The sequence below is a fragment of the Caballeronia sp. genome (genome assembly GCF_028292365.1).
GTDB lineage: Bacteria > Pseudomonadota > Gammaproteobacteria > Burkholderiales > Burkholderiaceae > Caballeronia.
This window is the reverse complement of sequence record NZ_JAQGMM010000260.1, coordinates 1-26,331: the sequence shown is the minus strand read 5'-3', so window position 1 is coordinate 26,331 and position 26,331 is coordinate 1. Positions and strand designations below refer to the sequence as shown.

The following is a 26,331-nucleotide window of genomic DNA, read 5'->3' as shown; positions in this document are numbered from 1 at the left end:
CCTGCCGACATCGCCGTGCCGGGCGGATACCGGCTGCGGATCGCGCGCACCGGTGCGATGGTCGAAGGCTACGACACAGCGGGTCTCTACTATGGCGTGCAGACCCTGTTGTCGCTGACGCCTGCCGGCGGTGGCCGGATTCCCGCCATGACCATCGAGGACGCTCCGCGTTTCGGGTATCGGGGAATGCATGTTGATGTCGCTCGCAACTACCGGCAGCCTGCCACGCTGCGCCGTCTCATCGACCAGATGAGCGCTTACAAGCTGAACCGTCTACACCTGCATTTAACCGATGACGAAGGCTGGCGGATCGAGATACCGGGACTGCCGGAACTGACGGCGATCGGCGCACAACGATGTCACGATCCCGACGAAGAGCGTTGCCTCTTGCCTCAGCTCGCCTCCGGCCCGGACAACCGTTCAGGTGGTGGTTACCTGAGCCGTGCTGACTACATCGCGCTGCTGCGTTACGCCGGCGATCGTTTCGTCGAGGTTATTCCCGAAATCGATATGCCTGCTCATGCCCGTGCAGCCGTGGTCGCCATGGAAGCCCGATACAAACGGCTGCACGCGTTGGGCCGTGAGCAGGACGCGAATGCATTTCGGCTGCTGGACCCCGACGACACGTCGCAAACCCTTTCGGTGCAGTTCTACGATCGGCGCAGTTATCTGAACCCCTGTTCAAGCGGCGCGCTGAATTTTTCCGGCAAGGTGATCGGCGAGATTGCCGCAATGCATCGCGAGGCGCAGGTGCCCTTATCAACGTGGCATTTCGGCGGCGATGAAGCGAAGAACATTTTGCTTGGAGCCGGTTTCCAGTCGCGCGACGGGTCGGATGCTGGCAAGGGGCGCATCGATATGGCTGCGCAGGACAAACCGTGGGCGCGCTCGCCGATGTGCGAGGCCCTGCTGCGGCAGAGTGGTGTGAGCTCAGTGGACGAGCTGCCATCGAGGTTTGCCCGTCAGGTCAGCACGCTCGTGAATGCCAATGGCATCGACACCATGGCGGCGTGGCAGGATGGACTGAAACATGCCAGCGGCCCGCACGATTTCGCGACAAAGAACGTGATGGTGACGATGTGGGACACACTCTTCTGGGGCGGAGCCGAAACAACGCAAGCCTGGAGCGCGAAGGGTTATAGGACGGTGTTGGCGTTGCCGGATTACTTGTATTTCGATTTCCCCTATACGCTCGATCCGCATGAGCGCGGTTATTACTGGGGGTCGCGTGCCACCGACAGTTTTAAGGTCTTCACGCTTGCGCCCGATAATCTGCCGCAGAACGCGGAAGTGATGCCCGACCGCGAAGGCAAGCCCTTCGAGTTGACCAGCAAGGGTCCGGCTGCGCGTATCGAGGGTATGCAAGGGCAGGCGTGGGCCGAGATCATCCGCACGGACCAGCAGTTTGAATACATGGTGTACCCGCGTCTGCTGGCACTGGCGGAACGGGCGTGGCACCGGGCCGGCTGGGAGCTGCCGTACCGCGAGGGCGAACGCTACAAGCTGGGCGAAACGGATCACGTGGACAAGCTCGCGCTGGCGCGTGACTGGCAGGGTTTTGCGAGCGTCGTGGAACAGCGCGAGCTGGCCAAGCTGAAACGTGCGGGAGTCGGATATCGGCCGCAACCGCTCATGCTCAACTCCGCCGATACCGGTATCGCTAAGGTCGATTGACAGGCGAACTGGCTTTCCCGGTGTTACCCGACGTCAGCCGACGTCGGGGTTTCGCTATCGGACGATGAAAGATGGGGCGATCTGCGATCCGGTACGCATCGCTAAACTCGGCTGCATCCGGCCATTACGTCTTAAGGCCCTTTTAAGCCCGCGTTAACTCGTCCCGGCTAGAATGGTCGTCCGGGCTGCAAAGCCAAGACAAGCCGTGACCCAAAGCGATGCGAATCCTACTGGTAGAAGACGACAGAATGATTGCGGAAGGCGTCCGCAAGGCGCTGCGCAGCGACGGATTCGCGGTGGACTGGGTGCAGGACGGCGAGGCGGCCCTGACTGCGGTCGGCGGCGAACCTTACGATCTGATGCTGCTGGACCTGGGCCTGCCGAAACGCGACGGCCTCGACGTACTTAAAAGCCTGAGAGCAAAAGGCAACGCGCTGCCCGTGCTGATCGTCACGGCCCGTGACTCCATTGCCGACCGCGTAAAAGGTCTGGACGCCGGCGCCGACGACTACCTCGTCAAACCCTTTGACCTCGACGAACTGGGCGCGCGCATGCGCGCCCTGATCCGCCGCCACGCCGGTCGCGGCGACTCCCTGATTCGCCACGGCACATTAACGCTGGACCCGGTGGGTCATCAGGTCACGCTGGAGGGCAACGCCGTTGCTCTATCGGCCCGCGAATTCGCGTTGCTCGAAGCTTTGATGGCGCGCCCGGGCGCGGTTTTATCGAAGAGTCAGCTTGAAGAAAAAATCTACGGCTGGGGTGAGGAAATCGGCAGCAACACGGTCGAGGTTTACATCCATTCGCTGCGCAAAAAGCTTGGACCCGACCTTATCCGCAATGTCCGTGGACTCGGTTACATGGTGTCGAAGGAAGCCTGATGCATTCCATTCGACGCCAATTGCTGGTCTGGCTGCTGGCACTGGTGATCGTCGGCGTGGGGTTCGCGGGCTGGCTGATCTACCGTCAGGCGCTGGCCGAAGCGAACGAACTGTTTGATTATCAACTGGAACAGATCGCAGCCGCGCTGCCGTCGGAGCCGTTTTCGTCGGTGCTGCAATCGCGCAGTGACAGCGACGAAGGCGTCGTGATCCAGATCTGGAACCGCAACGGCGTGCTCATGTATTACTCGCACCCGCGCGTGCCGCTGGCGCCGCACGCAGAGCTGGGCTTTTCCACCGAAGCCACGCCGCGCGGCGTATGGCGCGTCTACAGCGCCATTGTTGGCGATAACGTCGTCCAGCTTGCGCAGCCGTTGTCCATCCGCAACCGGCTGGCAGCAGGAGTCGCGTGGCGAACCTTGTGGCCGCTCGTGGTGCTGTTGCCGCTGCTCGGCCTGGCGATATGGATCATCGTGGGGCGAGGGTTGACGCCGCTGCAGCGCGTGACACGCGCGCTCGACACGCGTCATCCTGAAGCGCTGGAGCCTTTACCCGATAACCGCTTACCCGAAGAAGTGGTGCCCGTCGTGCGCGCGTTGAACGCGCTGCTCGCTCGCCTCGCGACTGCGCTCGATACCCAAAAGGCTTTCGTCGCCGACGCCGCCCACGAGCTTCGCACACCACTTGCCGCCGTGCAGATCCAGTCGCAACTGGTGGCGCGCGCGAAGGACGACGAGTCGCGCAAGGAAGCGCTGGACGACTTGCAAGCGGGTATCACGCGCGCCACGCGTCTGGCCGAGCAACTGCTGGCGCTCGCCCGCTCGGAACCGGACGGCAAGAGCGAGACCAACCCGGTCGACCTGCACGCGCTGCTGGACGAGTGCGTGGGTGCATCCGTGCTGGTGGCGCAACAGCGCGGCGTTGACCTGGGCATTGAAGCGAACGAACCGGCCACCATCTCCGGCGACGCCAATGCGTTGCGCGTGATGTTCAACAATCTCATCGATAACGCCACGAAATACACGCCGAATGGCGGCCGCGTGGACGTCTGCTTGCAGGTGGAAGGCGGCCACCCCACGGTGGAGATAGCGGATACGGGCCCGGGGATTCCCGCCGATGAACGCGAGCGTGTGTTCGACCGGTTTTATCGAGTGGGACCGGGATCCAGCCGGGCGCGTACCGACGTGGCGGGCAGCGGTCTGGGCCTTGCGATCGTGCGCCGGGTCGCGATGCAGCATGACGCGAAAGTGTCGCTCGCCGAATCGAAAAGCGGCGGTTTGCTCGTCTCTATTCAATTCAATTCTGCTTTAAAAGGCGCTTTAAGTACCCTTTAAGCGGCGCCCCGTACTCTTCGTTTCATCCTGAAGCGCATCCCCGAGGAGCACACGATGAAAGCGAAGATCATTTCCCGCAGCGCCATTGCGATAGCCGTTGTCGTCGCCTTGTCGGCGGGTTACGTAGCCGGCAACCGCAACGTGCCGGCACCGCAGGTCATTGCGCCGGCACAAGCCGCGATGATGCCGGCCGAAGCCGCTGCGAAGACCGGTATTCCCGATTTCTCCGGCCTGGTCGAAACCTATGGCCCGGCGGTCGTCAACATCAGCGCGAAACACGTGGTGAAGACCGCGTCGCGCCGTAATGGCATGAACGGCGGCGCGAACGGAGGCAATCCGCAACTGCCGATCGATCCGAGCGATCCGTTCTATCAGTTCTTCAAGCATTTCTACGGTAATGGCGTGCCGGGCATGGGTGGCAACGACGGCCAGAACGCCGCCGATACCCCCAGCGAAAGCCTGGGTTCAGGTTTCATCGTGAGCAGCGACGGTTACATCCTGACCAACGCACACGTGGTCGATGGTGCGAACGTGGTCACGGTCAAGACTACCGACAAGCGCGAATATCGTGCGAAGGTGGTTGGAGCGGACAAGCAGTCGGATGTCGCCGTGCTGAAGATCGACGCGAAGAACCTGCCAATCGTCAAGATTGGCGATCCGAATGGCAGCAAGGTCGGGCAGTGGGTGGTCGCAATCGGCTCGCCTTACGGTTTCGATAACACCGTGACGTCCGGCATCATCAGCGCGAAATCGCGCTCGTTGCCCAACGAGAATTACACGCCGTTCATTCAGACCGACGTGCCGGTGAATCCGGGTAACTCGGGTGGCCCGCTCTTCAACTTGCAAGGCGAAGTGATCGGCATCAATTCGATGATCTATTCGCAGACCGGCGGCTTCCAGGGACTTTCGTTCGCAATCCCGATCAATGAAGCCATGAAGGTGAAAGACGCGCTGGTGAAGACCGGTCACGTGGATCGCGGCCGTCTTGGCGTGACCGTGCAGGGCATGGACCAGACGCTCGCGAAGTCGTTCGGCCTGCAAAGCCCGAATGGCGCGCTGGTGAGTTCGGTTGAAGCGGGCGGTCCGGCAGCGAAGGCAGGTCTCCAGCCCGGTGACGTTATCCTCTCGGTCAACGGTCAGCCGGTTGCAGATTCGAACGCGTTGCCGTCGCAGGTGGCGGCGCTCGCGCCGGGAACCACGACCAAGGTGCAGGTCTGGCGCGACAAGGCCACGAAGGACCTGAGCGTGACGGTGGGCACCTTGTCCGACGCCAAGACCGCAAGCACGGGCAAGGGTGCGGACCAAGCCGATTCGGCATCGCAGGATGCACGGCTGGGCGTCGCGGTCCGACCGCTGACGCCTGAGGAGAAGCAGAGTGCGTCGCTGTCGCGCGGCTTGCTCGTGCAACAGTCGGGCGGCGCGGCGGAAAGTGCGGGCATCCAGGCCGGCGATGTGATCCTGGCGGTCAACGGCCAGCCGGTAACGAGCGTGCAGCAATTGAAGACGATGGTGGCTCACGCTGGCGACAGCATCGCGTTGCTGATCCAGCGCGACGATGCGCAGATCTTCGTGCCGGTGGATCTCGGTTGATTGCCGTGTGATGTAAATGTCGGCTGAACACCTGCCAGTGCAAGACAGGGCGCCTGGCAGCATATGGCGGCGCACTGGAAATAGGGTGGGATGCAGGCACGAATCGTGCGATTAGCTTCTCTCCCAAACCGCTTTCGCCCGACTGCCCAAAACATCGCGTGCTGGACGGCGGGAGACAAGCGGAACGCCGATGAAGGCGTCTGAAGTCCATAAGGAGCTGATCACGATGACCAAGACGACTAAAGCAGCGATTGAAGCGATTACTGAAGCAAACGTCGACGCAAACGCCGGCTCGCTAACTACGTTAGCTGAGCGTCACCGGCCCGCCGCAAGAAAGGCGTCCATTGCCGTGCTGGCGGCGGTGATGACGTTCGGCATGGCGGGCGGCGCGTTCGCCCAGACCACGGGCGGGGGCACGAGCGACACGAGCAGCGCCGGCAATACGAACGGCGGTGGGCTGCCGCAGATCGAGACCCAGGGCGACGTGTCGTTCACATCCGGAGGCGTGGGACTGGACGAATCGCACGCGCTAATTCGCGAACAGGCGCATTGGCCGCTCTCGTTGCGTTTCACGGGGCCGACGTCGGACTACCTTTCTGACGTCCACGTGCGGATTGCCGACGCAAAGAACGCCGAGGTGCTCAAGACCGACGCCATGGGCCCGTACATGCTGGTGAAGCTGCCGCCGGGCCACTACACGGTTTACGCCCGGTACAAGGATTCAGAAAAGAAGCAAGGGGTGACGGTCGCCGGCAACGGTAAGGCCAAAGCGGATTTCCACTGGGCCATGCAGTAAGCGTTCAAACTTCATCAAACGCACCATGCGCCGCGGTGAGCTACCGTACGCAAAACCGCATAGGGAACAAAGGATTGCGGCGCTGCTCTAAATGTGGTCCAGAGTGTGGCGCAGGTACCAAAGAGGTTAGCGGCGCTTGCACAAGCAGCCCGAAGTTGTCTCATAATGAAAGCCACGGGTCCCGGAAAACCCGTGGCTTTTTTATGTCGCTGCTGCAAACGCGACGGCGGCCGTTTCGTTTTTTTGGTACCGGGAGCGCGCGATGAGCACCGACACCCATCACATTGAGATCTCGTTGAATACGCGACGCCATCGCGTGATTCATCAGGGCGTGACGTTCGCCGACACGCATGCGGCTTTGACGCTGTTCGAAACAGGCCACGATCCGGTGCATTATTTCCCGCGTGCCGACGTCAACATGGCGCGCCTGTCGAAATCCACGCATACCTCGCATTGCCCATTCAAGGGCGACGCAACGTACTACCATCTGCTGACGGAGGACGGTCCCATCGAGAATGCCGTCTGGAGTTACGAGCAGCCGAAAGAAGGCGTCGTGCAAATTAAAAGTTATCTGGCGTTTTATCCGTCGCGAGTCGATCGTATCGACGAGACGGCCGGTACCTGAAACGCCAGGTCAATATCAAGACAGTGGGCGCCATGCGACTTGCATGGGACCAGAGCAAGCGCCGACACGCCAACTCTGGTCGACATTGGGGGAGGGCCCGATGGAAGTAGCCGATGCTTTACGCATTCCGCTCGAACCCGCTCAGGTGCGCGAGGCGTTGGGAGATCTTGCGCTGGTGCGCGCGAGCATCGATAACTGCGAATCGCTGGTGCGTCTTGCCGGTGGCGAATACACGTTGAGGTTGACGGTGCCGCTTGGCGCGCTGCGGGCGCACTACGCGATCCGGGCACACGTTGCCGACGCAACCCGTTTGCCGCGCCATGACGGTCAATCCGGCGATGTCGACGCGCAAACCCTCAGTTTCAAGGCGCGCGGTGAAGGCGTGGGGTCGTTGCGCGGACAAATCGCAGTGGCGCTGATCCCGGATGCGAACGGCGCATCGACGTGGATTGAATACACCGTCTGGGCGACGCTCACCGGGCCGCTTGCAGGTTTGCCGGCACGCCAGATCGAAAACTCGCTGCGTGAAGTTGCCGACGATTTTTTTATCGAATTCTGCGAAGTCGTACGCGCGAAGCATGGCGAGCCGTCCGCAGTTGTGCCCAAACCCGCCGTCTCGCGTCGCCATGTGTTCTTGCGGCCGATCTCCATGTCGGCAGCATTTGCGCGTCACGGCACTCCCGCAGCGCAAAAATCCCGCGCGGCGGCGACGGCCGACGCTATTGGCGGCGTTTTGCGGCACCGGTTGCCGGGTCATGCACCTCGCCATCCGCATCCGCACAGCTTGCCCGCCTGGGCGTGGGCCGCGATGGTCTGCTGTGTTGCCATATTCCTGTTTCTCGCGCAACGCTACGGTCTGCGATAGCACCGTGGCCATACCCGGCTACGCGGGTTCGCCGGGGCGCAGCAGCATGTGAGGGCTGTAGCGCATGACGTCGAAACAGGAATCGATCAGGCGTTCCGCATCATTCTTGAGGTCGATGCTCTCGGGCCACATAAGGGAATCGTAGAGAATGCCCGTGAAGAGCGCATGCAGGATGGTGGTGGCGTGGTGCGTATCGAGCATGGCCGGCAACTGGCCTTTATCCACCGCATTGCGCAGTCCGCGTTCGATCTTCTCTTTCCCCTCGCGCATGTTCGTCTGATGCCGCTCGCGCACCGGCCCCATGTCTTCCACGAATTCGCATTTCAGGAACAGGATGTCGAACACGCGCCGGCGCTGCTCGTCGAGCGCGATATTGCGCATGCACCAGATGAAGATGTCGCGGATCCGGCCGAGTGGATCAGCCTCTTTGGTGTCGAGTGTCGCTTCGACCAGCTCATCAAGCGGTAACAGGCTGCGGTCGAACATGGCCGTGAACAGATCGCCCTTGTTCGCAAAATGCCAATAGATTGCGCCGCGCGTGACACCGGCTTCCAGCGCGATGTCTGCCAGCGTGGTACGCGAAACGCCTTTCTCGAAAAACACCCGCTCTGCTGCATCGAGAATACTATTGCGCGTTTCTGCCGCTTCTTCCTTGGTTCGTCTGACCATTTGTTCGTGGGTTCCAGCTAGCCTGCGAGCGATAGATTTACCGCCGTCTTACATTGCACTGCAGCGACGTCATGCTTTTGTTCATCGTTCGCGAGCCCTTCGAGACGATTCCCCTCGCACTGCTCTTGTTCACGTACGATCGTCTCTTTTACGTTCGTTCATGAATGTATATACAATACCATCCGTCCAACGATAGCCCAAGTAGCACTGACCGGTTAATATCCGACACAGCTTTCAATCCGCCGTCCGCCCGCGTGGCCCTCCCAAGGCTGTTGTCAGCGGCAGCCGTCCTCAGAGACGGCCCCAGGCGCTGCGGACGAATGAAAAGTCGGGGCACCGGTTTTTGCGCCCATTGGCTACTGGTAAGCGTCTCCTGACGCTCGTAGCGGCCCGCCCGTAGAAGGCGGCCGCGCACTTATTTCAATCTCAGTCTTTGACAGAGGTCGCTCCATGCGCGTCGAACGGGTTCCATTCCGCTTAATCAGTGCCGCGACGGCTGCCGTGATTCTTGCAGCCTGCGGACAAAAACCAGCAGCACCGCCGCCCCAGACACCCGAAGTCGGGGTCATCACCGTCCAGCCCACCACCGTTCCTGTCGTGAGCGAACTGCCGGGCCGCACGAGCGCATTTCTCGTCGCCCAGGTTCGCGCACGGGTCGACGGCATTGTGTTGCGTCGTGAATTCACGGAAGGCGCAGAAGTGAAAGCGGGTCAGCGGCTCTACAAGATTGATCCGGCACCGTACATCGCAGCGTTGAATACCGCCAAGGCAACACTCGCCAAGGCGCAGGCCAACGTGGTCACGCAGAACGCCCTGGCGGCGCGCTACAAGATCCTCGTCGCGGCGAATGCGGTCAGCAAGCAGGACTACGACAACGCTGTGGCGACTCAAGGGCAAGCCGTAGCCGACGTCGCGTCGGGCAAGGCGGCTGTCGACACTGCGCAGATCAACCTGGGTTATACGGACGTCGTGTCGCCTATCGCGGGCCGCACGGGTTTGTCGCAGGTCACGCCGGGCGCTTACGTGCAGGCTAGCGCCGCCACGTTGCTCACCACGATTCAACAACTCGATCCGGTTTATGTCGACCTGACGCAATCGAGCGTGGACGGCCTGAAGCTTCGCCGTGACATTCAGGAAGGCCGCTTGCAGACCGGTGGCGTCAACGCCGCCAAGGTCACGCTGATCCTGGAAGACGGCCGCACGTTTTCGGAAGCGGGCAAGTTGCAATTTTCCGACGTGAGCGTGGACCAGGGCACCGGTTCGGTCACGGTGCGCGCGATTTTCCCGAACAAGGATCGCGTGCTGCTGCCGGGCATGTTCGTGCGCGCTCGTATTGACGAAGGCGTGAACGACAAGGCGCTGGTGGTCCCGCAAGTCGGCGTGACGCATGACCAGAAGGGCCAGCCGACGGCGCTGGTGGTCGGTCCGGACAACAAGGTGACTTTGCGCCAGCTGGTGACGTCGGGTACGTACGGCGACAAGTGGGTCGTGGATAGCGGCCTGAACGCGGGCGATCGCGTGATCGTGCAAGGCACGGAAAAAGCGCGGCCAGGCTCAACCGTGAAGGCTGTCGATGCACAGCTTCCGGCTCAGGCGGCTCAAGCGGCATCTGGTGCTCCGGGCGCGGCTCCGGGCTCAGCTTCCGGTGCAGCTCCGGCGGCAGCGGACGCTGGCGCTAGCGGCGCGGCGGCTTCGAGCAATCCGGCACCCGGCACCCCGGCGGCCGCTTCCGCGGCGGCCGCATCCGCGGCATCAGGCGCGTAATCAGGCGCAATAAAAGGGAGCCTGTTTCATGGCAAAGTTCTTTATCGATCGCCCGATTTTTGCGTGGGTGATCGCCATTATTCTGATGCTGGCGGGGATCGCTTCGATCTTCACCTTGCCGGTCGCGCAGTATCCGACCATTGCGCCGCCGGCCATTCAGATCAGTGCTACGTACCCGGGTGCGTCCGCCAGCACGGTGGAAAACACGGTAACGCAGGTGATCGAGCAGCAGATGAGCGGCCTCGATCACTTGCTGTACCTGTCTTCCACCAGTGATGACTCCGGCACAGCCACCATTACGCTGACCTTCGCGGCCGGTACGAATCCGGACATCGCGCAGGTGCAGGTGCAGAACAAGCTGCAACTCGCCACGCCGCTCTTGCCGCAAGCCGTTCAGCAGCTTGGCTCCAAGGTGACGAAGTCGAGCAGCAGCTTCTTGATGGTGATGGCGTTCGTTTCCACGGACGGCAGCATGGGTCGTTACGACCTCGCTAACTACGTGGCGTCGAAGGTCGAAGATCCGATCAGCCGTATCGACGGGGTGGGTACGGTGACGTTGTTCGGCTCGCAATTCGCCATGCGGATCTGGCTGGATGCAACCAAGCTGAATAACTACCAGTTGACGCCGCTCGATGTAACGAATGCTGTCGCTGCGCAGAACGTGCAGGTGGCAGGCGGCGGCCTGGGCGGTACGCCGGCGGTGCCGGGCCAGATGCTGCAGGCGACCATTACGGAAGCCACGCTGCTGCAAACGCCTGAGCAATTCGGCAACATCCTGCTGAAGGTGAATCAGGACGGCTCGCAAGTGCGGCTGAAGGACGTGTCGCGTATCGAGCTGGGCGGTGAGAACTACAACTTCGACACGAAATACAACGGTCAGCCGACCGCCGGTTTCGGTATTCAGCTTGCCACGGGCGCCAACGCGCTGAACACGGCGAAGGCAGTGCGGGCGAAGATCGACGACCTGTCGAAGTACTTCCCGCCGGGTCTCGTCGTGAAGTATCCGTACGACACCACGCCGTTCGTGAAGCTGTCCATTGAGGAAGTGGTCAAGACGCTGATCGAAGGGATCGTGCTGGTGTTCCTGGTGATGTACCTGTTCCTGCAGAACCTGCGAGCCACGCTGATTCCGACCATCGCCGTGCCGGTCGTGCTGCTGGGTACTTTCGCGGTCATGGGACTGGTGGGTTTCTCCATCAATACGCTCTCCATGTTCGGGCTGGTGCTCGCCATCGGCTTGCTGGTGGACGATGCCATCGTGGTGGTGGAAAACGTCGAGCGGGTGATGGCCGAGGAGGGACTCTCTCCAAGGGACGCCACCCGCAAGGCAATGGATCAGATTACCGGCGCGCTGGTCGGCGTGGCGCTCGTGCTGTCGGCCGTGTTCGTGCCGGTGGCGTTCTCGGGCGGTTCGGTGGGCGCGATTTATCGGCAGTTCTCGCTGACCATCGTCGCGGCCATGATCTTGTCCGTGCTGACCGCGTTGATTCTGACGCCGGCATTGTGCGCGACCCTCCTGAAGCCAATCGAAAAGGGTCATCACGACGAGAAGAAGGGTTTCTTCGGCTGGTTCAACCGCACTTTCGCCAAGAGCCAGGACAAGTATCACAGCGGCGTGGAGCACGTGATCAAGCGCTCGGGCCGCTGGCTGATCATCTATCTGGTCGTGATCGTCGCGGTGGGTTTCCTGTTCGTCCGACTGCCGAAGTCGTTCTTGCCTGATGAAGACCAGGGCACGATGTTCGTGCTCGTGCAGGCGCCGGCAGGTTCAACGCAGGAGCGCACGGCCAAGGTTCTCGCCGATGTAACCCACTGGCTGCTGACTGACCAGAAGGACATCGTCGAAGCGGTCTTTACCGTGAACGGGTTCAGCTTCGCGGGCCGCGGCCAGAACTCGGGTCTCGTGTTCGTGCGGATGAAGGACTACGGGCTGCGGCAGCGCGCGGACCAGAAGGTGGGTGCGTTGGTCGGACGCATGTTCGGGCACTTCGCGGGCTACAAGGACGCGATGATCTTCCCGGTCAATCCGCCGTCCATTCCGGAACTGGGTACGGCTTCAGGCTTCGACTTCGAGTTGCAGGATCGCTCGGGTGTCGGTCACGCGAAGCTGATGGAAGCGCGCAACATGCTGCTCGGCATGGCCGCGAAGGACCCGACGCTCGCACAGGTTCGTCCTAACGGCCTGAACGACACGCCGCAGTTCAAGGTGAACGTGGACCGCGAGAAGGCAAATGCGCTGGGTCTGTCGCCTGCGACCATCGACCAGGTGTTCTCGATCGCCTGGGCTTCGTCGTACGTGAATAACTTCCTGGACGTCGATAACCGGATCAAGAAGGTCTACGTACAGGGCGACGCGCAATTCCGCATGAACCCGGAAGACCTGAACAAGTGGTACGTGCGCAATACGGCCGGAGCGATGGTTCCGTTCGGCGCATTCGGCACAGGCGAATGGATCTACGGTTCGCCGAAGCTCGAACGCTACAACGGTATTTCCGCGGTGGAAATCCAGGGTGCGGCTGCTCCAGGCAAGTCGACGGGTCAGGCCATGCAGGCCATCGAGGCAATCGCGGCGAAGTTGCCGGCGGGTATTGGCTACGAATGGACGGGTTTGTCGCTGCAGGAACGCCAGTCGGGTTCGCAGGCGCCAATCTTGTACGGCATCTCGATCCTCGTCGTGTTCTTGTGTCTTGCCGCGTTGTATGAAAGCTGGTCGATTCCGTTCTCGGTGATCATGGTCGTGCCGCTCGGTATTTTGGGCGCGTTGCTCGCGGCTACTTTGCGCGGGCTCGAAAACGACGTGTTCTTCCAGGTCGGCTTGCTGACTACGGTGGGGTTGTCGGCGAAGAACGCCATTTTGATCGTGGAATTCGCACGCGACCTGCGCAGTCAGGGCAGGACCACGGTGGAAGCGGCAATGGAAGCGGCGCGCCAGCGGTTGCGCCCGATTCTGATGACGTCGCTGGCGTTCATTCTCGGCGTGTTGCCGCTTGCGGTCAGTAACGGCGCGGGTTCAGCCAGCCAGCACGCCATTGGTACGGGCGTGATCGGCGGGATGTTGACCGCGACTTTCCTGGCCATTTTCATGATCCCGATGTTCTTTGTGGTGATCAGCAAAATCAGCCACGACAAGGGTACGCCGCAGCACAGCCATGACGGCGACAGCAACGGCGGCAATGGTGGCCAAGGTGGCACGGCTGCTCCGGCCAAGGAAGGACATTGAGATGCTAAAACACTCCTTGATGGCGGCAGCGGTCGCGCTTTTTGCGGCTGGCTGCACGATGGCGCCGAAGTACGAGCGCCCGGCGGCGCCCGTCGACCAGACGTTCCCGACGGGCGGCATCTATGACAGGCAACCGGACGCAGCGTCGTCGGCTGTGGCAGGTGGCTCCGCGCAGGCAAAGCCGGCGGTGGATATCGGCTGGCGCGATTTCTTCGTCGATGCACGCTTGCAGCAGATCGTTGCAATCGCGCTGAAGAACAACCGTGACCTGCGTGTGTCCATGCTCAATGTGGCAGCGGCGCGATCGCAGTATCAGATCACGCGTGCCGAGTTGCTGCCCACGATCGACGCAGTCGGGTCGCAGACGAAGCAGCGCACGCCGAAGGACCTGTCGTTCTTTAACCAGACCATCTCGAACCAGTATTCGGTCGGGGTGAATGCGTCCTGGGAAATTGACTTCTTCGGGCGGATCCAGAGCTTGAAGGACCAGGCGCTCGAGCAGTATTTCGCGCTGGCGGAAACACGCAAGGCGGCGGAAATCTCGCTGGTGTCGCAAGTCGCCGACCAGTACCTGACCATGCTCTCGGATGACGATCAGCTCACCGTCACGCGCAATACGTTGAAGACGGCGGACGAGTCGTATCGGATCACGAAGCTGCAATTCGATAACGGCGTGGGTACCGAACTCGACGTGCGTCAGTCAGAGGGTATTCAGCAACAGGCCGCCGCTAACCTGCAGTCGCAATTGCGTCTGCGGGCGCAGGCCGAGAATGCGCTGGTGCTGTTGATCGGCGAACCGTTGCCGGCAGATCTGCCGCCGGGCTTGCCGCTCGACAGTCAGAACCTGCTCACCGATATCCCCGCCGGACTGCCTTCCGACCTGCTCACGCGGCGTCCGGATATTGTGTCGGCGGAGCGTTCGCTGCTTGCGGCGAACGCGAACATCGGTGCGGCGCGTGCAGCGTTTTTCCCGAAGGTTTCGCTGACGGGCAGCTTCGGAACGTTGGCGCCTTCGCTTGGCACGTTGTTCAAGCCGGGCTCGGCGGCGTGGTCATTCGCACCGCAAATCTCGATTCCGATTTTTGAGGGCGGCACGAACCTGGCCAACCTGGATCTGGCGCAGATCCAGAAGCGCATCGAGATCGCGAATTACGAGAAGGCGATCCAGACGGCGTTCCGCGAAGTGGCGGACGGGCTGGCCGCGCGCGGCACCTACGACGAGCAGATCAAGGCGCTCCAGTTGTATGTGAAGTCGCAGGCTCGTGGGCTGGAGCTGTCGGATATGCGATATCGCAACGGCGTGGACAACTATCTCGCCGTGCTGACTGCCCAAACGAACCTGTACACCGCGCAGCAGTTGCTGATTACGGCGCGGCTGAACCGGGCGACGAATCTCGTCGATTTGTATCGTGAGCTGGGTGGCGGCTGGATCGAGCACGCAGGCGATCAGCCACGTCCTTCCGATTCCATGCCGGATTACCGCGATATCGGTACGCCGACGGCGGCGGCTGCTCCTGCCGCTTCTGGTACGACGGTCAGCTCGGCTTCTGCTTCGGCGGGTCATGCGAAGCTGGTGCCGGTGCAGCATCTGGTGCCAGCGGCAAAGCCGCAGGTTGATGCCGACGGAAAGACAGTGGGATCGGCGGGGTAAGGTCTACGTCGTTCAGATGTTGAAAAACCGCAGCCTTTTTGGGCTGCGGTTTTTTTATTGGGGCTTTTTTTCGGTTTCGTTATCTCTCAGTTCTGCGTGAACTCCCTCAGTGCTTCACCTTCGCCGTCCCATCGAAATCCCTTCCGGCATGACGAATTGCGCAGGTCGCATCGCGTTCTTTTTTCACGCCGTTGAACACGATATTCAACAGCACCGCCGACACCGACGCCAGCAAGATCCCGCTATGAAGAATAGGTTCGAGCGCATGCGGTAACTGCGAGAAGAACTTCGGGGCGACGACCGGCACGAGTCCCAGGCCAATACTCACCGCGACGATAAACAGGTTGTGATGGTTCTTCACGAAGTCGACCTTCGACAGCACCTTGATCCCGTTCGCCGCGACCATGCCGAACATGACAATGCCCGCGCCGCCAAGTACGAACGGCGGCACCGACGCCACGACCTGCGCCATCTTCGGAAACAGCCCGAGCGCGACAAGGATCACGCCGCCGGTCGCACACACGAAGCGGCTCTTCACACCTGTTACGCCGATCAGCCCGACGTTCTGCGAGAACGACGTATGCGGAAACGAGTTGAAGATCCCGCCAATCAGCGTCCCTAGTCCATCCACTCTCAGTCCGCGCACGAGCGCATCCTGATCGACGGGACGCTCGACCATGTCGCCGACGGCCAGGAACATGCCCGTCGATTCAATGAACGTCACGAACATGACGATGATCATGGTTGCGATGGACAGCGGGTCGAAGTGCGGAAGGCCGAAGTGAAACGGCAGCACGATGCCGACCCAGGGCGCGCTCGTCACCCCGTTGAGATCGACGCGTCCAAGCGACATGGCAATCCCGAACCCCGCCACGATGCCGAGCAACACCGAAATGTTCGCAATAAACCCGCGTGCAAACTTGTTGATCATCAGGATCAGCGTGAGCACGACAAGCGCCAGAAGCAGATAAACCGGATTGCCATACTCGGGGTTGCCGACGCCACCCGCTGCCCAGTTGATGCCCACCTCCATCAGCGACAAACCGATCACCGCGATCACCGTGCCGACCACCACGGGCGGAAAGAATCGCAGCAACTTTCCGATCATCGGCGCGAGAAAAATCCCCACAATGCCCGCTGCGATGGTCGCACCGAATACGTCGAGGAGGCCGAGCCCCGGATTCGTGCCGATGGCGACCATTGGACCGACGGCGGCGAATGTGCAACCCATGATGACCGGCAGGCGAATGCCGAAGATCCAAAGGCCTAGCGTCTGGATCAGCGTCGCGACGCCGCACGAGAAAAGGTCGGCGCTGATGAGGAACGCAATCTGGTCTTTCGGCAGCTTGAGCGCGGCGCCGAGGATCAGCGGGACCGCGACGGCGCCTGCGTACATTACGAGTACGTGTTGAATGCCGAGTGTAAGCAACTGAGCGGTAGGTAACCGCTCGTCGCACGGATGAACCTGGGTGGATGCCATGTCGTTTCTGTCTCCAATGTTGACCGGATTTAGCGCCGCTCCGGTCCCATGCAAGTTGTTTGCGTTGATCCGAGTGTGTCCCTCGAATTGGTCATTCAAGGTACGTGGCGTAAAAAGCGAGAACAAGTCGACGTTGGCGTATGGCCCCCTTAGCCATGTTGATATGCCGCGAGTGCCTTAAGATCGCGTCTGGCGTCGTGAAGCCACGGCTGGCGGGCGAACGACGATTTGCGTCGCGCTTGCCAAGGCGTCCAGATACGACGCGTGGTTATGATGGTTATCTGCCGTGCCGCATAGTCTCTTTTCCAGAGACGCGGCGCGGGCAGCGGGTAAACCCGTCGCACCCCGTTTTTACCGCTCACTTTTTCTGCGAATCTCCATGCGATTTCTTGGCATCGATCTGGGCACGGCATCGCTGAAACTCGCTATCGTCGATGAAAACGGTCACGAGCGTGCTGTCGCCGCCGTCGCGTACGCGGTCACCACGCCCTTTCCCGGCTGGGCGGAAACGCCCGTGGAATGCTGGTGGAATGCACTGCGCGACGCAGCCGCACGCCTCCCCGCCCATGAGCGCGAGCGGGTGAATGCGATCGGTTTTTCGGGGCAGATGCATGGCGTTGTAGTCACCGATGAGAACAACCAGGCGCTGCGTCCCGCAATGTTATGGCCCGATACCCGCGCGCTCGATTTGCTTGACGCGTGGCCGGCGCCGCAAACGAATCCTGTCGCGCCCGGCATGGCGGGGCCTTTGCTGCGCTGGCTTGCTGTGAACGAACCTGCGGTGATGAGCAAGACGCGCTGGGCGTTGCAGCCCAAAGACTGGCTGCGCACGGCGTTGGGCGGCGAAGTCTGCACCGATCCGTCGGACGCGTGCGCCACCGCGCTTGCTGAACCTTCGGGCGTATGGGATGACGCGCTCATCGCGGAAATCGGGTTGCGGCGGGAGTGGTTTGCGCCGCTTGCGCCATCGTATGCAGCGGCTGGGACGCTAAACGCCGAAGGCGCGAAACTGCTCGGCCTGCGCGCGGGCATCGTGCTGGCCGTGGGCGCGGGTGACACCGCGTGCGCCGCGCTCGGCAGCGGTCTCTCGGCCGACGGGGACGCGTTGCTGACCACCGGTAGCGGTGGCCAGATCGTGGTGATATCGACGGATGTGCCCGCTTCGGTTGTTGGCCTGCACGCGTATCGTGCGGCGACTGACCAGTGGTATCGGATGGCTGCAATGCAGAACGTGGGCGTGGCGCTTGAAGCGGTGCGCGGCTGGCTCGGCTACACGAACTGGCCGAGCGCTTATGACGACGCGTTCAGCGCGGCGGCGTCCACGCGCTTGACGTTCTTGCCGTATGTGAGCGGTGAGCGTTCGCCGTGGATGAATCCATCGGCTAAGGGCGGATGGCTTGGCCTTGGTCTCGGCGACACACGCGGCACGATGATGCGCGCGGCCTTCGAAGGCGTGGCGTTCGCGCTGCGCGCCGGCCTCGATGCCATTCGTCTGAACGCCGGACCCTCCGCCGCGGTACGGACCCTGCGGCTTGCCGGTGGTGGTTCAATTGATCCGCGCTGGCGGCAACTTCTGGCCGACGCGCTCGACGCCGAACTGCACGCGGTCGATTGCCCGAATGCGGCGACGCGCGGCGCGGCAATCCTGAGCGGTATCGCGCTCGGGTCCTGGCATGCTGCGGATCTGGCGGCGCTGGCGCCATCGGCAACGCTGGTTGCATCACCGGGTGGCGCAGGTAACGACGCGGATCTGGCGTTTCGTCATACGCGTTTCATCGATTTATACCAGCGTAACGCGAGCTGGTTTTAACCCAGCTTTTCGACCTCCGCTTACACTAACGCTCGCCCAAGCGAATCCACGAGAATCCACGAGACAGCACGAAGAGCCTCATACGAAATATGTCCGAACCAACCACGCCCTCGACTTCACATCCTGACCATCCCGACTTTCGCTCGCGTGAGTTCCTGCTCGATCACGCGTTGCGGACCATGACGTTTTATCACCCGCACTGCATGGACCCGGCGGGCGGTTTCTATCATTTCTACAAGGATGACGGCACGATCTACGACCGCAAGTCGCGGCATTTGGTGTCGAGCACGCGCTTCGTCTTTAACTATGCAATGGCGTACAAGCACTTCGGCCTCGATGAGTATCGCGGCGGCGTCCTGCATGGCATTGAATACTTGCGCGAGTTTCATCGGAATCCGCAGACCGGTGGTTATGCGTGGACGCTCGACGGCCGCGACGTTACCGACGCTACCAACCATTGCTACGGTCTCGCGTTCGTCGTGCTGGCGTACGCGAAGGCGCTGGAAGCAGGCTTCGAAGAAGCGCGCGGGTACCTGGAGGAAACCTGGGACCTGATGGAAACGCACTTCTGGGACGCGGCTCACGGCCTGTACAAAGATGAGGCAAGCGCGGACTGGGTGGTATCGGACTATCGCGGACAAAACGCCAACATGCATGCCTGCGAAGCGATGCTCGCTGCGTTCGAAGCGTCGCAGGATGTGCGTTATCTGGACCGTGCCGCGCTGCTCGCCGATAACATGGTGAACCGTCAGGCTACGCTCGCCGGCGGCCTCGTCTGGGAGCACTACAAGCCGGACTGGTCGGTGGACTGGGAATACAACAAGGGCGACAAGACCAACATCTTCCGGCCATGGGGATTCCAGCCGGGCCATCAGACGGAATGGGCGAAGCTGCTGTTGATTCTGGACCGTCATCGTCCGGATCCGTGGCACGTCACGCGCGCACGGGAACTGTTTGATCGTGCGCTGGATTTGTCGTGGGACCACGAGCACGGTGGGATGGTTTACGGCTTCGACATCAAAGGCGACTTCTACGACGAGGACAAGTACTTCTGGGTCCAGGCTGAGTCATTGGCCGCCGCTGCGTTGCTCGCCGATCAAGCCGCGAAAGCCGGCGACAAGGTCGCGGCCGCGCGGTACTGGAACGATTACGAGCGTCTCTGGACGTATAGCTGGGACCACTTCGTCGATCACAAATGGGGCGCGTGGTACCGGATACTCGCTCGCGACAACACGAAATACAGCAACGAAAAAAGCCCGGCCGGCAAGGTCGACTATCACACCATGGGCGCATGCTACGAAGTACTAAACGTCGTCCCGTGACGCCGTGACGTATCGCCTGCCAGTCACTCTGAATCAACGATCAAACGAAAGGAGCCAGATATGAAAACCAAAGCCGCCATTGCATGGGAAGCCGGAAAGCCGCTCACCATCGAGGAAGTGGATCTCGAAGGGCCGCGCGCCGGTGAAGTGCTGATCGAAGTGAAGGCGACCGGCATTTGCCACACCGACTACTACACCCTCTCGGGCGCGGATCCGGAAGGCATTTTCCCGGCAATTCTCGGGCATGAAGGCGCGGGTATCGTGGTCGATGTCGGCCCGGGCGTGGGCACGCTGAGGAAGGGCGATCACGTCATTCCGCTCTATACGCCCGAGTGCCGGCAGTGCAAGTTCTGCCTGTCGCGCAAGACCAATCTGTGCCAGGCCATTCGTTCGACACAAGGCCGCGGCCTGATGCCGGATGCCACGTCGCGCTTTTCCATCGGCGGGAAGCCGTTGTTCCATTACATGGGAACATCGACGTTTTCGAACTACATCGTGGTTCCGGAGATCGCGGTGGCGAAGGTGCGTGAAGATGCGCCCTTCGACAAGATTTGCTATATCGGCTGCGGCGTGACCACGGGCGTGGGCGCGGTCGTGTATTCGGCGAAGGTCGAGGCCGGCGCGAACGTGGTGGTGTTCGGGCTGGGCGGCATTGGCTTGAACGTGATCCAGGGCGCGAAGATGGTCGGAGCCGACAAGATCATTGGCGTCGACCTGAACCCGCGCCGCGTTGAGCTGGCGAAGAAGTTTGGCATGACGCACTTCATCAACCCGAACGAAGTGCCGAATGTTGTTGATCACATCGTGCAGTTGACTGATGGCGGCGCGGACTATTCGTTCGAATGTATCGGCAATACCAAGGTGATGCGCCAGGCGCTGGAATGCACGCACAAGGGCTGGGGCCAGTCGTTCATCATCGGCGTGGCGGCGGCGGGCGAAGAGATCAGCACACGGCCGTTCCAACTGGTCACAGGCCGTGAATGGAAGGGCTCGGCGTTTGGTGGTGCACGTGGGCGTACCGATGTGCCGAAGATTGTCGACTGGTACATGGAAGGCAAGATCAATATCGATGACCTGATCACGCACACGCTGCCGCTGGAACGCATCAACGAAGGTTTCGACCTGATGAAGAAGGGCGAGTCGATCCGCTCGGTTGTGTTGTATTAAGAAGCTATGCGCGAGCTGAGGTGGCGTGCGTGCCAAAGACGGCGCGCTGCCTCGGCGAAAAAAGAAGAGGTGAAGCAATGCTGGAACTTGTGGAAGAACATCGGTGCTGCGGCGGCGTGCAGCGAACCTATAAACACGACTCGCAATCGATCGGCTTGCCGATGCGATTCTCGGTGTTCTTGCCGGCCGAGGCATCGACGGGAAAAGTGCCCGCATTGTTTTATCTCGCGGGCCTCACTTGTACGGAGGAGACCTTTCCGATCAAGGGCGGCGCGCAGCGTTATGCGGCCGAGCACGGCATCGCGCTTATTGCACCGGATACGAGCCCGCGTGGTGCGGGCGTACCGAACGAAAGCGCGGCGTGGGACTTCGGTGTGGGTGCGGGGTTTTACGTCGATGCAACGCAGGAACCGTGGGCGCGCAATTACCGGATGTACTCGTATGTGACGCAGGACTTGCGCGCAGCGGTGCTTGCTGAATTGCCGGTGCGTGAGGATCGGCTGGGAATTTTCGGACACTCGATGGGTGGCCACGGCGCGCTGGTTCTCGCGCTGAAGAACCCGGGTATTTACAAGTCGGTTTCCGCATTCGCGCCGATCGCCGCGCCTTCGCAATGCCCTTGGGGCGTGAAGGCGTTTTCTGGCTATCTCGGCGAGGATCGGGAAGCGTGGAAGCAGTATGACGCGAGCGAACTGGTGAAGACGGCGGTGTCGAAATTTGAAGCGGGGATTTTGATCGACCAGGGTCTCGCCGATAACTTCCTCGCAGCGCAATTGCATCCGGAGTTATTCGAAGCGGCGGCGAAGGCGGCAGGCCAGACGGTGACCGTGCGCAGGCATGAAGGTTATGACCACGGGTATTACTTCATCTCGACGTTTATCGGCGAGCATATTACGTTTCATGCGCGGACGTTGTGTGCCTGAGAGTGAGTCAAGCGGAAGCGCGTGATGTGCTTCCGCTTTTGATTCATTTTCGCCCCAGCAAACTCAACCCATAAACCCCCGCCGCCAGGATCGTGATCCAGAAGCTGGTCGGCCAGTCCGTGTAATACGCCAGAGTCAATCCCAACCACGCCTGCACCAGCGCGAAAACCGCCGAGAGCAGCACGCCCGTCGACAGCCGCGTCGCCACGTTTTGCGCCGCCGCCGCCGGTCCCACCATCAGCGCGAAGACGAGCAATACGCCGACTATCTGTGTGGATGCCGCCACCGCCAGCGCCGTGATCGCGAGAAACAGGATGGACACGAGGCGCAGCGACACCCCTTTGGCTTCGGCCAGTTCCGGTTGCAGCGACGCGAACAATAACGGCCGCATGATGACCGCGAGCGCGCCAAGGCTGACCACCGCGAGCCCGGCCAGTACGACCAGCGTTTCATGGCTCACGCCGAGCACGTTGCCAAACAGCAGTGCAGTCGCCTGGCTGGCGTAGGCGGTGAAGAAGTGCAGGAACAGCAAGCCGAAACCCAGCGACAACGTCAGGATCACGCCGATAGCGACATCGCGTCCCGTCAGCTTTTCGCCGAGCGCGCCCATGCCGATACCGGCTGCAAGCGTAAAGCCAATCATGCCCCAGAGCGGCGACATGCCGACCAGCACGGCGCCGGTCGCGCCGGTGAAACCTACGTGCGATAACGCGTGCCCCGCGAACGTCTGACCGCGCAACACAAGAAAGTAGCCGACCACGCCCGCCAGCACCGCGACAATCCCCGACGCCGCGAAGGCGTTTTGCATGAACTCGTATTCAAACATCGTGGGAATGCTTTCCGGTGTGGTGATGACCATGGCTATGGCCGTGATCATGATCGTGGGAATGAGAATGGCCTTCGGGACCGTCCTCGTGCGCGTGATCGAGCTTGTCGACTTCCACGTCGCCGGCCATTACGAAGATGCGGCCGTTCACGCGCATCACGTCGATGGGCGATCCATATAGCTGCGATAAAACCGGCTTCGTGATGACTTCATCGATCGTACCGAGCGCCGCGCGGCCATTGCCGAGATACAGCACACGGTCGATGGAATTGAGCAGCGGATTCAGTTCGTGCGCTGAGAACAGCACGGTAATGCCAAGTTCCCGCTGCACGCTTCGCACGAGATCGACCACGCCGGTTTGATGTCGCGGATCGAGGCTGATCAGGGGTTCATCGAGGAGCAGGAGTTTCGGGTCGCCGAGCAGGCATTGAGCGAGCAACAAACGCTGCCGTTCGCCGCCCGACAACTCGGACAACGGCCGCGTAGCGAGCGCGCGTCCGCCGACCAGATCGAGTACGCGATCGACATCGGCACGCGCTGCGGCGCTCGCGCGTGGCAGGCCCCAGCGATGACCATCGGCGGCCATCGCGACGAAGTCGCGGCCGCGCAGATGCCGTCCGGCAAGACCGCTGCGCGTTTGCGGCATGTAGCCCACTGACGGATTACCTCGCACGACCGCCGCGCCGTTCACGCGAATCGTTCCCTTCGATAACGGCAGCAGGCCCAGCATCGCGCGCATCAATGTGGTCTTGCCGGCACCGTTCGGACCCAGCACGCCGATAAACTCACCCGCCGCGACGCTGAAGCTGGCGTCCTTCAAGATCGACCGTCCGCCGAGCTCGAGCGCGACATGCTCGACTTCCAGCGCGCCGGCCTTAACGCGCGCTGAACCCGCGTCCGGAGCCGTCATTGCAACGCGCCCGAAAGCGCGCACGCTCTGATCGTTCTATTGCCACATCCCGTCATTGTGTCTTTCCCTGCAGCGCAACCGACAACGCGTCGAGCTGCGACGTCATCCATGTCTGGAAGGTCTTGCCGGCGGGCAGCGTCTCGGTGACGCTGATGCTCGGCACGTGTGAATCGTGGGCCACTTTCAACATGCGTTTCGTAAGTGCTTCCGTCGCCTGGCTGTTATAGATCAGCACGTGTACGCGACGCTCGCGCAGATCCTTTTCGAACGCAGCAATATCCGTTGCGCTCGGTTCCGTGTCGTTCATCGCGGCGAGCTGGAAGCGGTTGTTGCGCATGTCGAGGCCGATCGCATCCGACATATATCCGAACACCGGCTCCGTTGCTGTCACGGGTACGCCCTTGTATTGGCTTTTAAGCGCGGCGACCTTGTCGTCGATAGGTTTCACCGATGCCAGGAACGTCGCGAGACGCGCATCGTAGTCAGCCTTGTGCGCCGGGTCCGCCTGAACCAGATATTCGCTCACCGCTTTCGCCACCGTCGGCATGGTCGCCGGGTCATACCAGAGATGCGGATTATCGCCGGATTTCCTGCCCATCAGTTGCGCCGCGACGATCGTCGTGCGCCCCTTGCCCTTCGATGCCGACAGCAGCTTGTCCATCCACGGATCGTAGTCGGCGCCGTTATACACGACAAGCACCGCGTTCTGCAACGCGCGCGCGGTCTTCGGGCTGGCTTCGAACAGATGCGGATCTTCGTCGGGGTTGCTCAGGATACTCGTCACCTGAACATGATTACCGCCGAGCTGACGGACGACATCGCCATAGAAATTCTCGGCCGCGACCACCGGCACCACGCCCGTGGACGCCGTCTGCGCCCTGGCTGTGCCGCAGAAGCTGGCAGATAAAAGGGCGGCGCAGGTCAGGACGGCAGCGGCAAGTTTGCTCATGGTGTTTCCTGGAATGAAGGTGAATAGAGGCTGACGATGTGCGTAGCGTTCGTGTTCTGCATGGTTGCCGCAAAGGCGTGGCGGCCATTCAAGTCGATCGCGATGATATAACGTATCACTCCGGGTTGCATCCGCTGACGTATTACAAAAGCATGTCCAGCTCTCTTTCTTGACGCCCTCAGATACCCGCAAACCCGCGCCGGTTGGGGTTTTCCCGCAGTTTTGAGGTGCTTTGCGCGCCGCAGCATCGAAACATGACGGCGTGCCTTGACACCGCCTCACGCCTCACCGATCATTCGACCAAACAGAGAGCAATTGATCACGCAAAGAGCGTTCGCTCACTGTGACGCATTTCAAGTGTGCAATTCAAGCAAGCGAATCAGAGACAAACCGGAGACAGCCGTGAGACTGCAGGACAAGGTAGCAATCGTGACGGGTGCGGCAAGCGGGATTGGCGAAGCGGTCACGAAACGATTTCTGGACGAAGGCGCGAAAGTCGTCGTCGTCGATCTGAAAGACGAAACCGAGTTGGCGCAGCGTTTCCCTGAGAGCGCGGGGCGCGTGCTGGCGTTGAAGGCTGACGTCACGAAGCGCGAAGACCTGGAGCGAATTGTCTCCAGCACCGTCGATAAATTCGGCGGCATCGACATCCTCTTCAACAACGCGGCGCTCTTCGACATGCGCCCGATCCTCGACGAATCCTGGGACATCTTCGACCGCCTCTTCTCGGTCAACGTGAAGGGCATGTTCTTCCTGATGCAGCTCGTGGCGCAACGCATGGTGGAGCAGGGCCGTGGCGGCAAGATCGTGAACATGTCGTCGCAGGCCGGGCGTCGCGGCGAGGCGCTAGTTTCCCACTATTGCGCGACCAAAGCCGCCGTGATCAGCTATACGCAATCAGCCGCGCTGGGGCTCGCGAAGCATGGCATCAACGTGAATAGCATCGCACCGGGCGTGGTCGATACCCCGATGTGGGAGACGGTCGATGCGCTCTTCGCAAAGTACGAAAACCGCCCGCTCGGCGAGAAGAAACGGCTGGTGGGAGAGGCCGTGCCGCTCGGCCGCATGGGCCTGCCCAATGACCTGACTGGCGCGGCACTGTTCCTCGTCTCGGCGGATTCGGACTACATCACGGCACAAACACTGAACGTGGACGGCGGCAACTGGATGAGTTGACGGCTTTGCATGCGTACAAACGCACATATGCATCCCAGGCCGCCGCAGTGAAGATCAATAAAGCAACACCTGTACTACCCGAGTATCGACTGCTTCAAGCAACGCAACGCAAGACCAGCGCCCGTGCTAACGATAAAGGAGACGAAACAACATGAAACGCGCCAACTTCACCCTCAAGAACCTGCCGATGCGCTCGCTCGCATTCGCTGCATTCGCCGTTGCCGCGATTGCGCCAATTGCCGCAAAAGCCACGACCGTGACGATCGCGACGCTTAACAACCCGGACATGATCGAGTTGAAGAAGCTGTCGCCGGCATTCGAAAAAGCGAATCCGGACATTCAGCTGAAGTGGGTCATTCTGGAAGAAAACGTGCTGCGCCAGCGCGCCACCACCGACATCACCACGAACAGCGGCCAGTTCGACGTGATGGCGATCGGCACGTATGAAGCGCCGCAGTGGGGCAAGCGCGGCTGGCTCGCACCGATGACAAACCTGCCGGCCAGCTACGATCTCGACGACGTGGTGAAGACCGCTCGCGACGGCCTCTCCTATAACGGCCAGTTGTATGCGTTGCCGTTCTACGTTGAAAGCTCGATGACGTATTACCGCAAGGACCTGTTCGAAGCCGCCGGCCTGAAGATGCCCGACCAGCCGACCTACGACCAGATCAAGCAATTCGCCGACAAGCTCACCGACAA

The 26,331-nt window shown here is 61.3% G+C and carries 21 protein-coding genes; 16 read left to right on the top strand and 5 right to left on the bottom strand.

The features are described 5' to 3' along the window. The 7 genes from JWR14_RS16490 to JWR14_RS16460 all read left to right on the top strand — a co-directional run. On the top strand, positions 1-1,674 hold a 1,674-nt coding region (locus tag JWR14_RS16490; protein WP_299708577.1), incomplete at its 5' end, for a family 20 glycosylhydrolase. 218 nt (positions 1,675-1,892) lie between these two features. Then, positions 1,893-2,555 (top strand): response regulator, encoded by a 663-nt coding sequence (locus JWR14_RS16485; protein WP_299708575.1) that lies wholly within the window; start codon positions 1,893-1,895, stop codon positions 2,553-2,555. Next, positions 2,555-3,889: an ATP-binding protein gene (locus tag JWR14_RS16480; protein WP_299708572.1), complete on the top strand. Its 1,335-nt coding sequence runs from the start codon at positions 2,555-2,557 to the stop codon at positions 3,887-3,889. The genes JWR14_RS16485 and JWR14_RS16480 overlap by 1 nt, the downstream gene beginning before the upstream one ends. A gap of 54 nt (positions 3,890-3,943) precedes the next feature. Next, complete coding sequence (locus JWR14_RS16475; RefSeq protein WP_299708570.1) at positions 3,944-5,479, top strand: DegQ family serine endoprotease; 1,536 nt, start codon at positions 3,944-3,946, stop codon at positions 5,477-5,479. 364 nt (positions 5,480-5,843) lie between these two features. After that, positions 5,844-6,275, top strand: coding sequence for a carboxypeptidase-like regulatory domain-containing protein (locus tag JWR14_RS16470; RefSeq protein WP_366144550.1), 432 nt, complete (start codon positions 5,844-5,846; stop codon positions 6,273-6,275). Positions 6,276-6,537: 262 nt separating this feature from the next. Continuing rightward, positions 6,538-6,900: a DUF427 domain-containing protein gene (locus tag JWR14_RS16465; protein WP_299708568.1), complete on the top strand. Its 363-nt coding sequence runs from the start codon at positions 6,538-6,540 to the stop codon at positions 6,898-6,900. A gap of 100 nt (positions 6,901-7,000) precedes the next feature. Next, the gene (locus JWR14_RS16460) at positions 7,001-7,765 is read left to right on the top strand and encodes an SRPBCC domain-containing protein (RefSeq protein WP_299708566.1); all 765 of its coding nucleotides are present in this window, start codon (positions 7,001-7,003) and stop codon (positions 7,763-7,765) included. An 18-nt stretch (positions 7,766-7,783) separates the two neighbouring features. Here the strand turns inward: JWR14_RS16460 and JWR14_RS16455 are convergent, their stop codons facing one another. Continuing rightward, entirely contained in the window at positions 7,784-8,434 is a 651-nt protein-coding gene (locus tag JWR14_RS16455; RefSeq protein WP_299708564.1) for a TetR family transcriptional regulator, read from the bottom strand. Positions 8,435-8,884: 450 nt separating this feature from the next. On the opposite strand from JWR14_RS16455, the gene JWR14_RS16450 reads away from it, so the two are divergent. The 3 genes from JWR14_RS16450 to JWR14_RS16440 are packed head-to-tail and all read left to right on the top strand — an operon-like array spanning position 8,885 to position 15,069. Continuing rightward, positions 8,885-10,198, top strand: coding sequence for an efflux RND transporter periplasmic adaptor subunit (locus tag JWR14_RS16450; protein ID WP_299708562.1), 1,314 nt, complete (start codon positions 8,885-8,887; stop codon positions 10,196-10,198). Positions 10,199-10,226: 28 nt separating this feature from the next. Next, on the top strand, positions 10,227-13,418 hold the full coding sequence (locus tag JWR14_RS16445; RefSeq protein WP_299708560.1) for an efflux RND transporter permease subunit: 3,192 nt from the start codon (positions 10,227-10,229) through the stop codon (positions 13,416-13,418). A 1-nt stretch (position 13,419) separates the two neighbouring features. Further along, complete coding sequence (locus tag JWR14_RS16440; protein ID WP_299708558.1) at positions 13,420-15,069, top strand: efflux transporter outer membrane subunit; 1,650 nt, start codon at positions 13,420-13,422, stop codon at positions 15,067-15,069. 106 nt (positions 15,070-15,175) lie between these two features. On the opposite strand, the gene JWR14_RS16435 is transcribed toward JWR14_RS16440, so the two are convergent. Next, on the bottom strand, positions 15,176-16,549 hold the full coding sequence (locus tag JWR14_RS16435) for a nucleobase:cation symporter-2 family protein (RefSeq protein WP_299708556.1): 1,374 nt from the start codon (positions 16,547-16,549) through the stop codon (positions 15,176-15,178). Positions 16,550-16,928: 379 nt separating this feature from the next. Here JWR14_RS16435 and JWR14_RS16430 point away from each other — a divergent pair, with 379 nt between their 5' ends. The 4 genes from JWR14_RS16430 to fghA all read left to right on the top strand — a co-directional run bounded on the left by JWR14_RS16430 (position 16,929) and on the right by fghA (position 21,771). Further along, positions 16,929-18,359 (top strand): FGGY family carbohydrate kinase, encoded by a 1,431-nt coding sequence (locus JWR14_RS16430; RefSeq protein WP_299708554.1) that lies wholly within the window; start codon positions 16,929-16,931, stop codon positions 18,357-18,359. A gap of 89 nt (positions 18,360-18,448) precedes the next feature. Then, positions 18,449-19,681 carry an AGE family epimerase/isomerase gene (locus JWR14_RS16425; protein ID WP_299708553.1) on the top strand — a complete coding sequence of 411 codons (1,233 nt, stop codon included), beginning with the start codon at positions 18,449-18,451 and terminating at the stop codon, positions 19,679-19,681. A 60-nt stretch (positions 19,682-19,741) separates the two neighbouring features. After that, positions 19,742-20,848: an S-(hydroxymethyl)glutathione dehydrogenase/class III alcohol dehydrogenase gene (locus JWR14_RS16420; protein WP_299708552.1), complete on the top strand. Its 1,107-nt coding sequence runs from the start codon at positions 19,742-19,744 to the stop codon at positions 20,846-20,848. A 77-nt stretch (positions 20,849-20,925) separates the two neighbouring features. After that, on the top strand, positions 20,926-21,771 hold the full coding sequence (fghA, locus tag JWR14_RS16415) for an S-formylglutathione hydrolase (protein ID WP_299708551.1): 846 nt from the start codon (positions 20,926-20,928) through the stop codon (positions 21,769-21,771). A 43-nt stretch (positions 21,772-21,814) separates the two neighbouring features. Here the strand turns inward: fghA and JWR14_RS16410 are convergent, their stop codons facing one another. Genes JWR14_RS16410 through JWR14_RS16400 form a run of 3 tightly spaced genes read right to left on the bottom strand, consistent with a single transcriptional unit; the run spans position 21,815 to position 24,456 of the window. Continuing rightward, positions 21,815-22,597 (bottom strand): metal ABC transporter permease, encoded by a 783-nt coding sequence (locus JWR14_RS16410; protein ID WP_299708581.1) that lies wholly within the window; start codon positions 22,595-22,597, stop codon positions 21,815-21,817. Continuing rightward, positions 22,590-23,507, bottom strand: coding sequence for an ABC transporter ATP-binding protein (locus JWR14_RS16405; RefSeq protein WP_299708550.1), 918 nt, complete (start codon positions 23,505-23,507; stop codon positions 22,590-22,592). Before JWR14_RS16405 ends, JWR14_RS16410 begins: the two co-directional genes overlap by 8 nt. A gap of 52 nt (positions 23,508-23,559) precedes the next feature. After that, entirely contained in the window at positions 23,560-24,456 is an 897-nt protein-coding gene (locus tag JWR14_RS16400; protein WP_299708548.1) for a metal ABC transporter solute-binding protein, read from the bottom strand. Positions 24,457-24,858: 402 nt separating this feature from the next. On the opposite strand from JWR14_RS16400, the gene JWR14_RS16395 reads away from it, so the two are divergent. Continuing rightward, a complete protein-coding gene (locus tag JWR14_RS16395) occupies positions 24,859-25,632 on the top strand; it encodes an L-iditol 2-dehydrogenase (RefSeq protein ID WP_299708546.1) in 774 nt (257 codons plus the stop codon). 187 nt (positions 25,633-25,819) lie between these two features. After that, positions 25,820-26,331 (top strand): extracellular solute-binding protein (locus JWR14_RS16390; protein ID WP_299708579.1); only part of this gene is annotated, 512 nt, incomplete at its 3' end.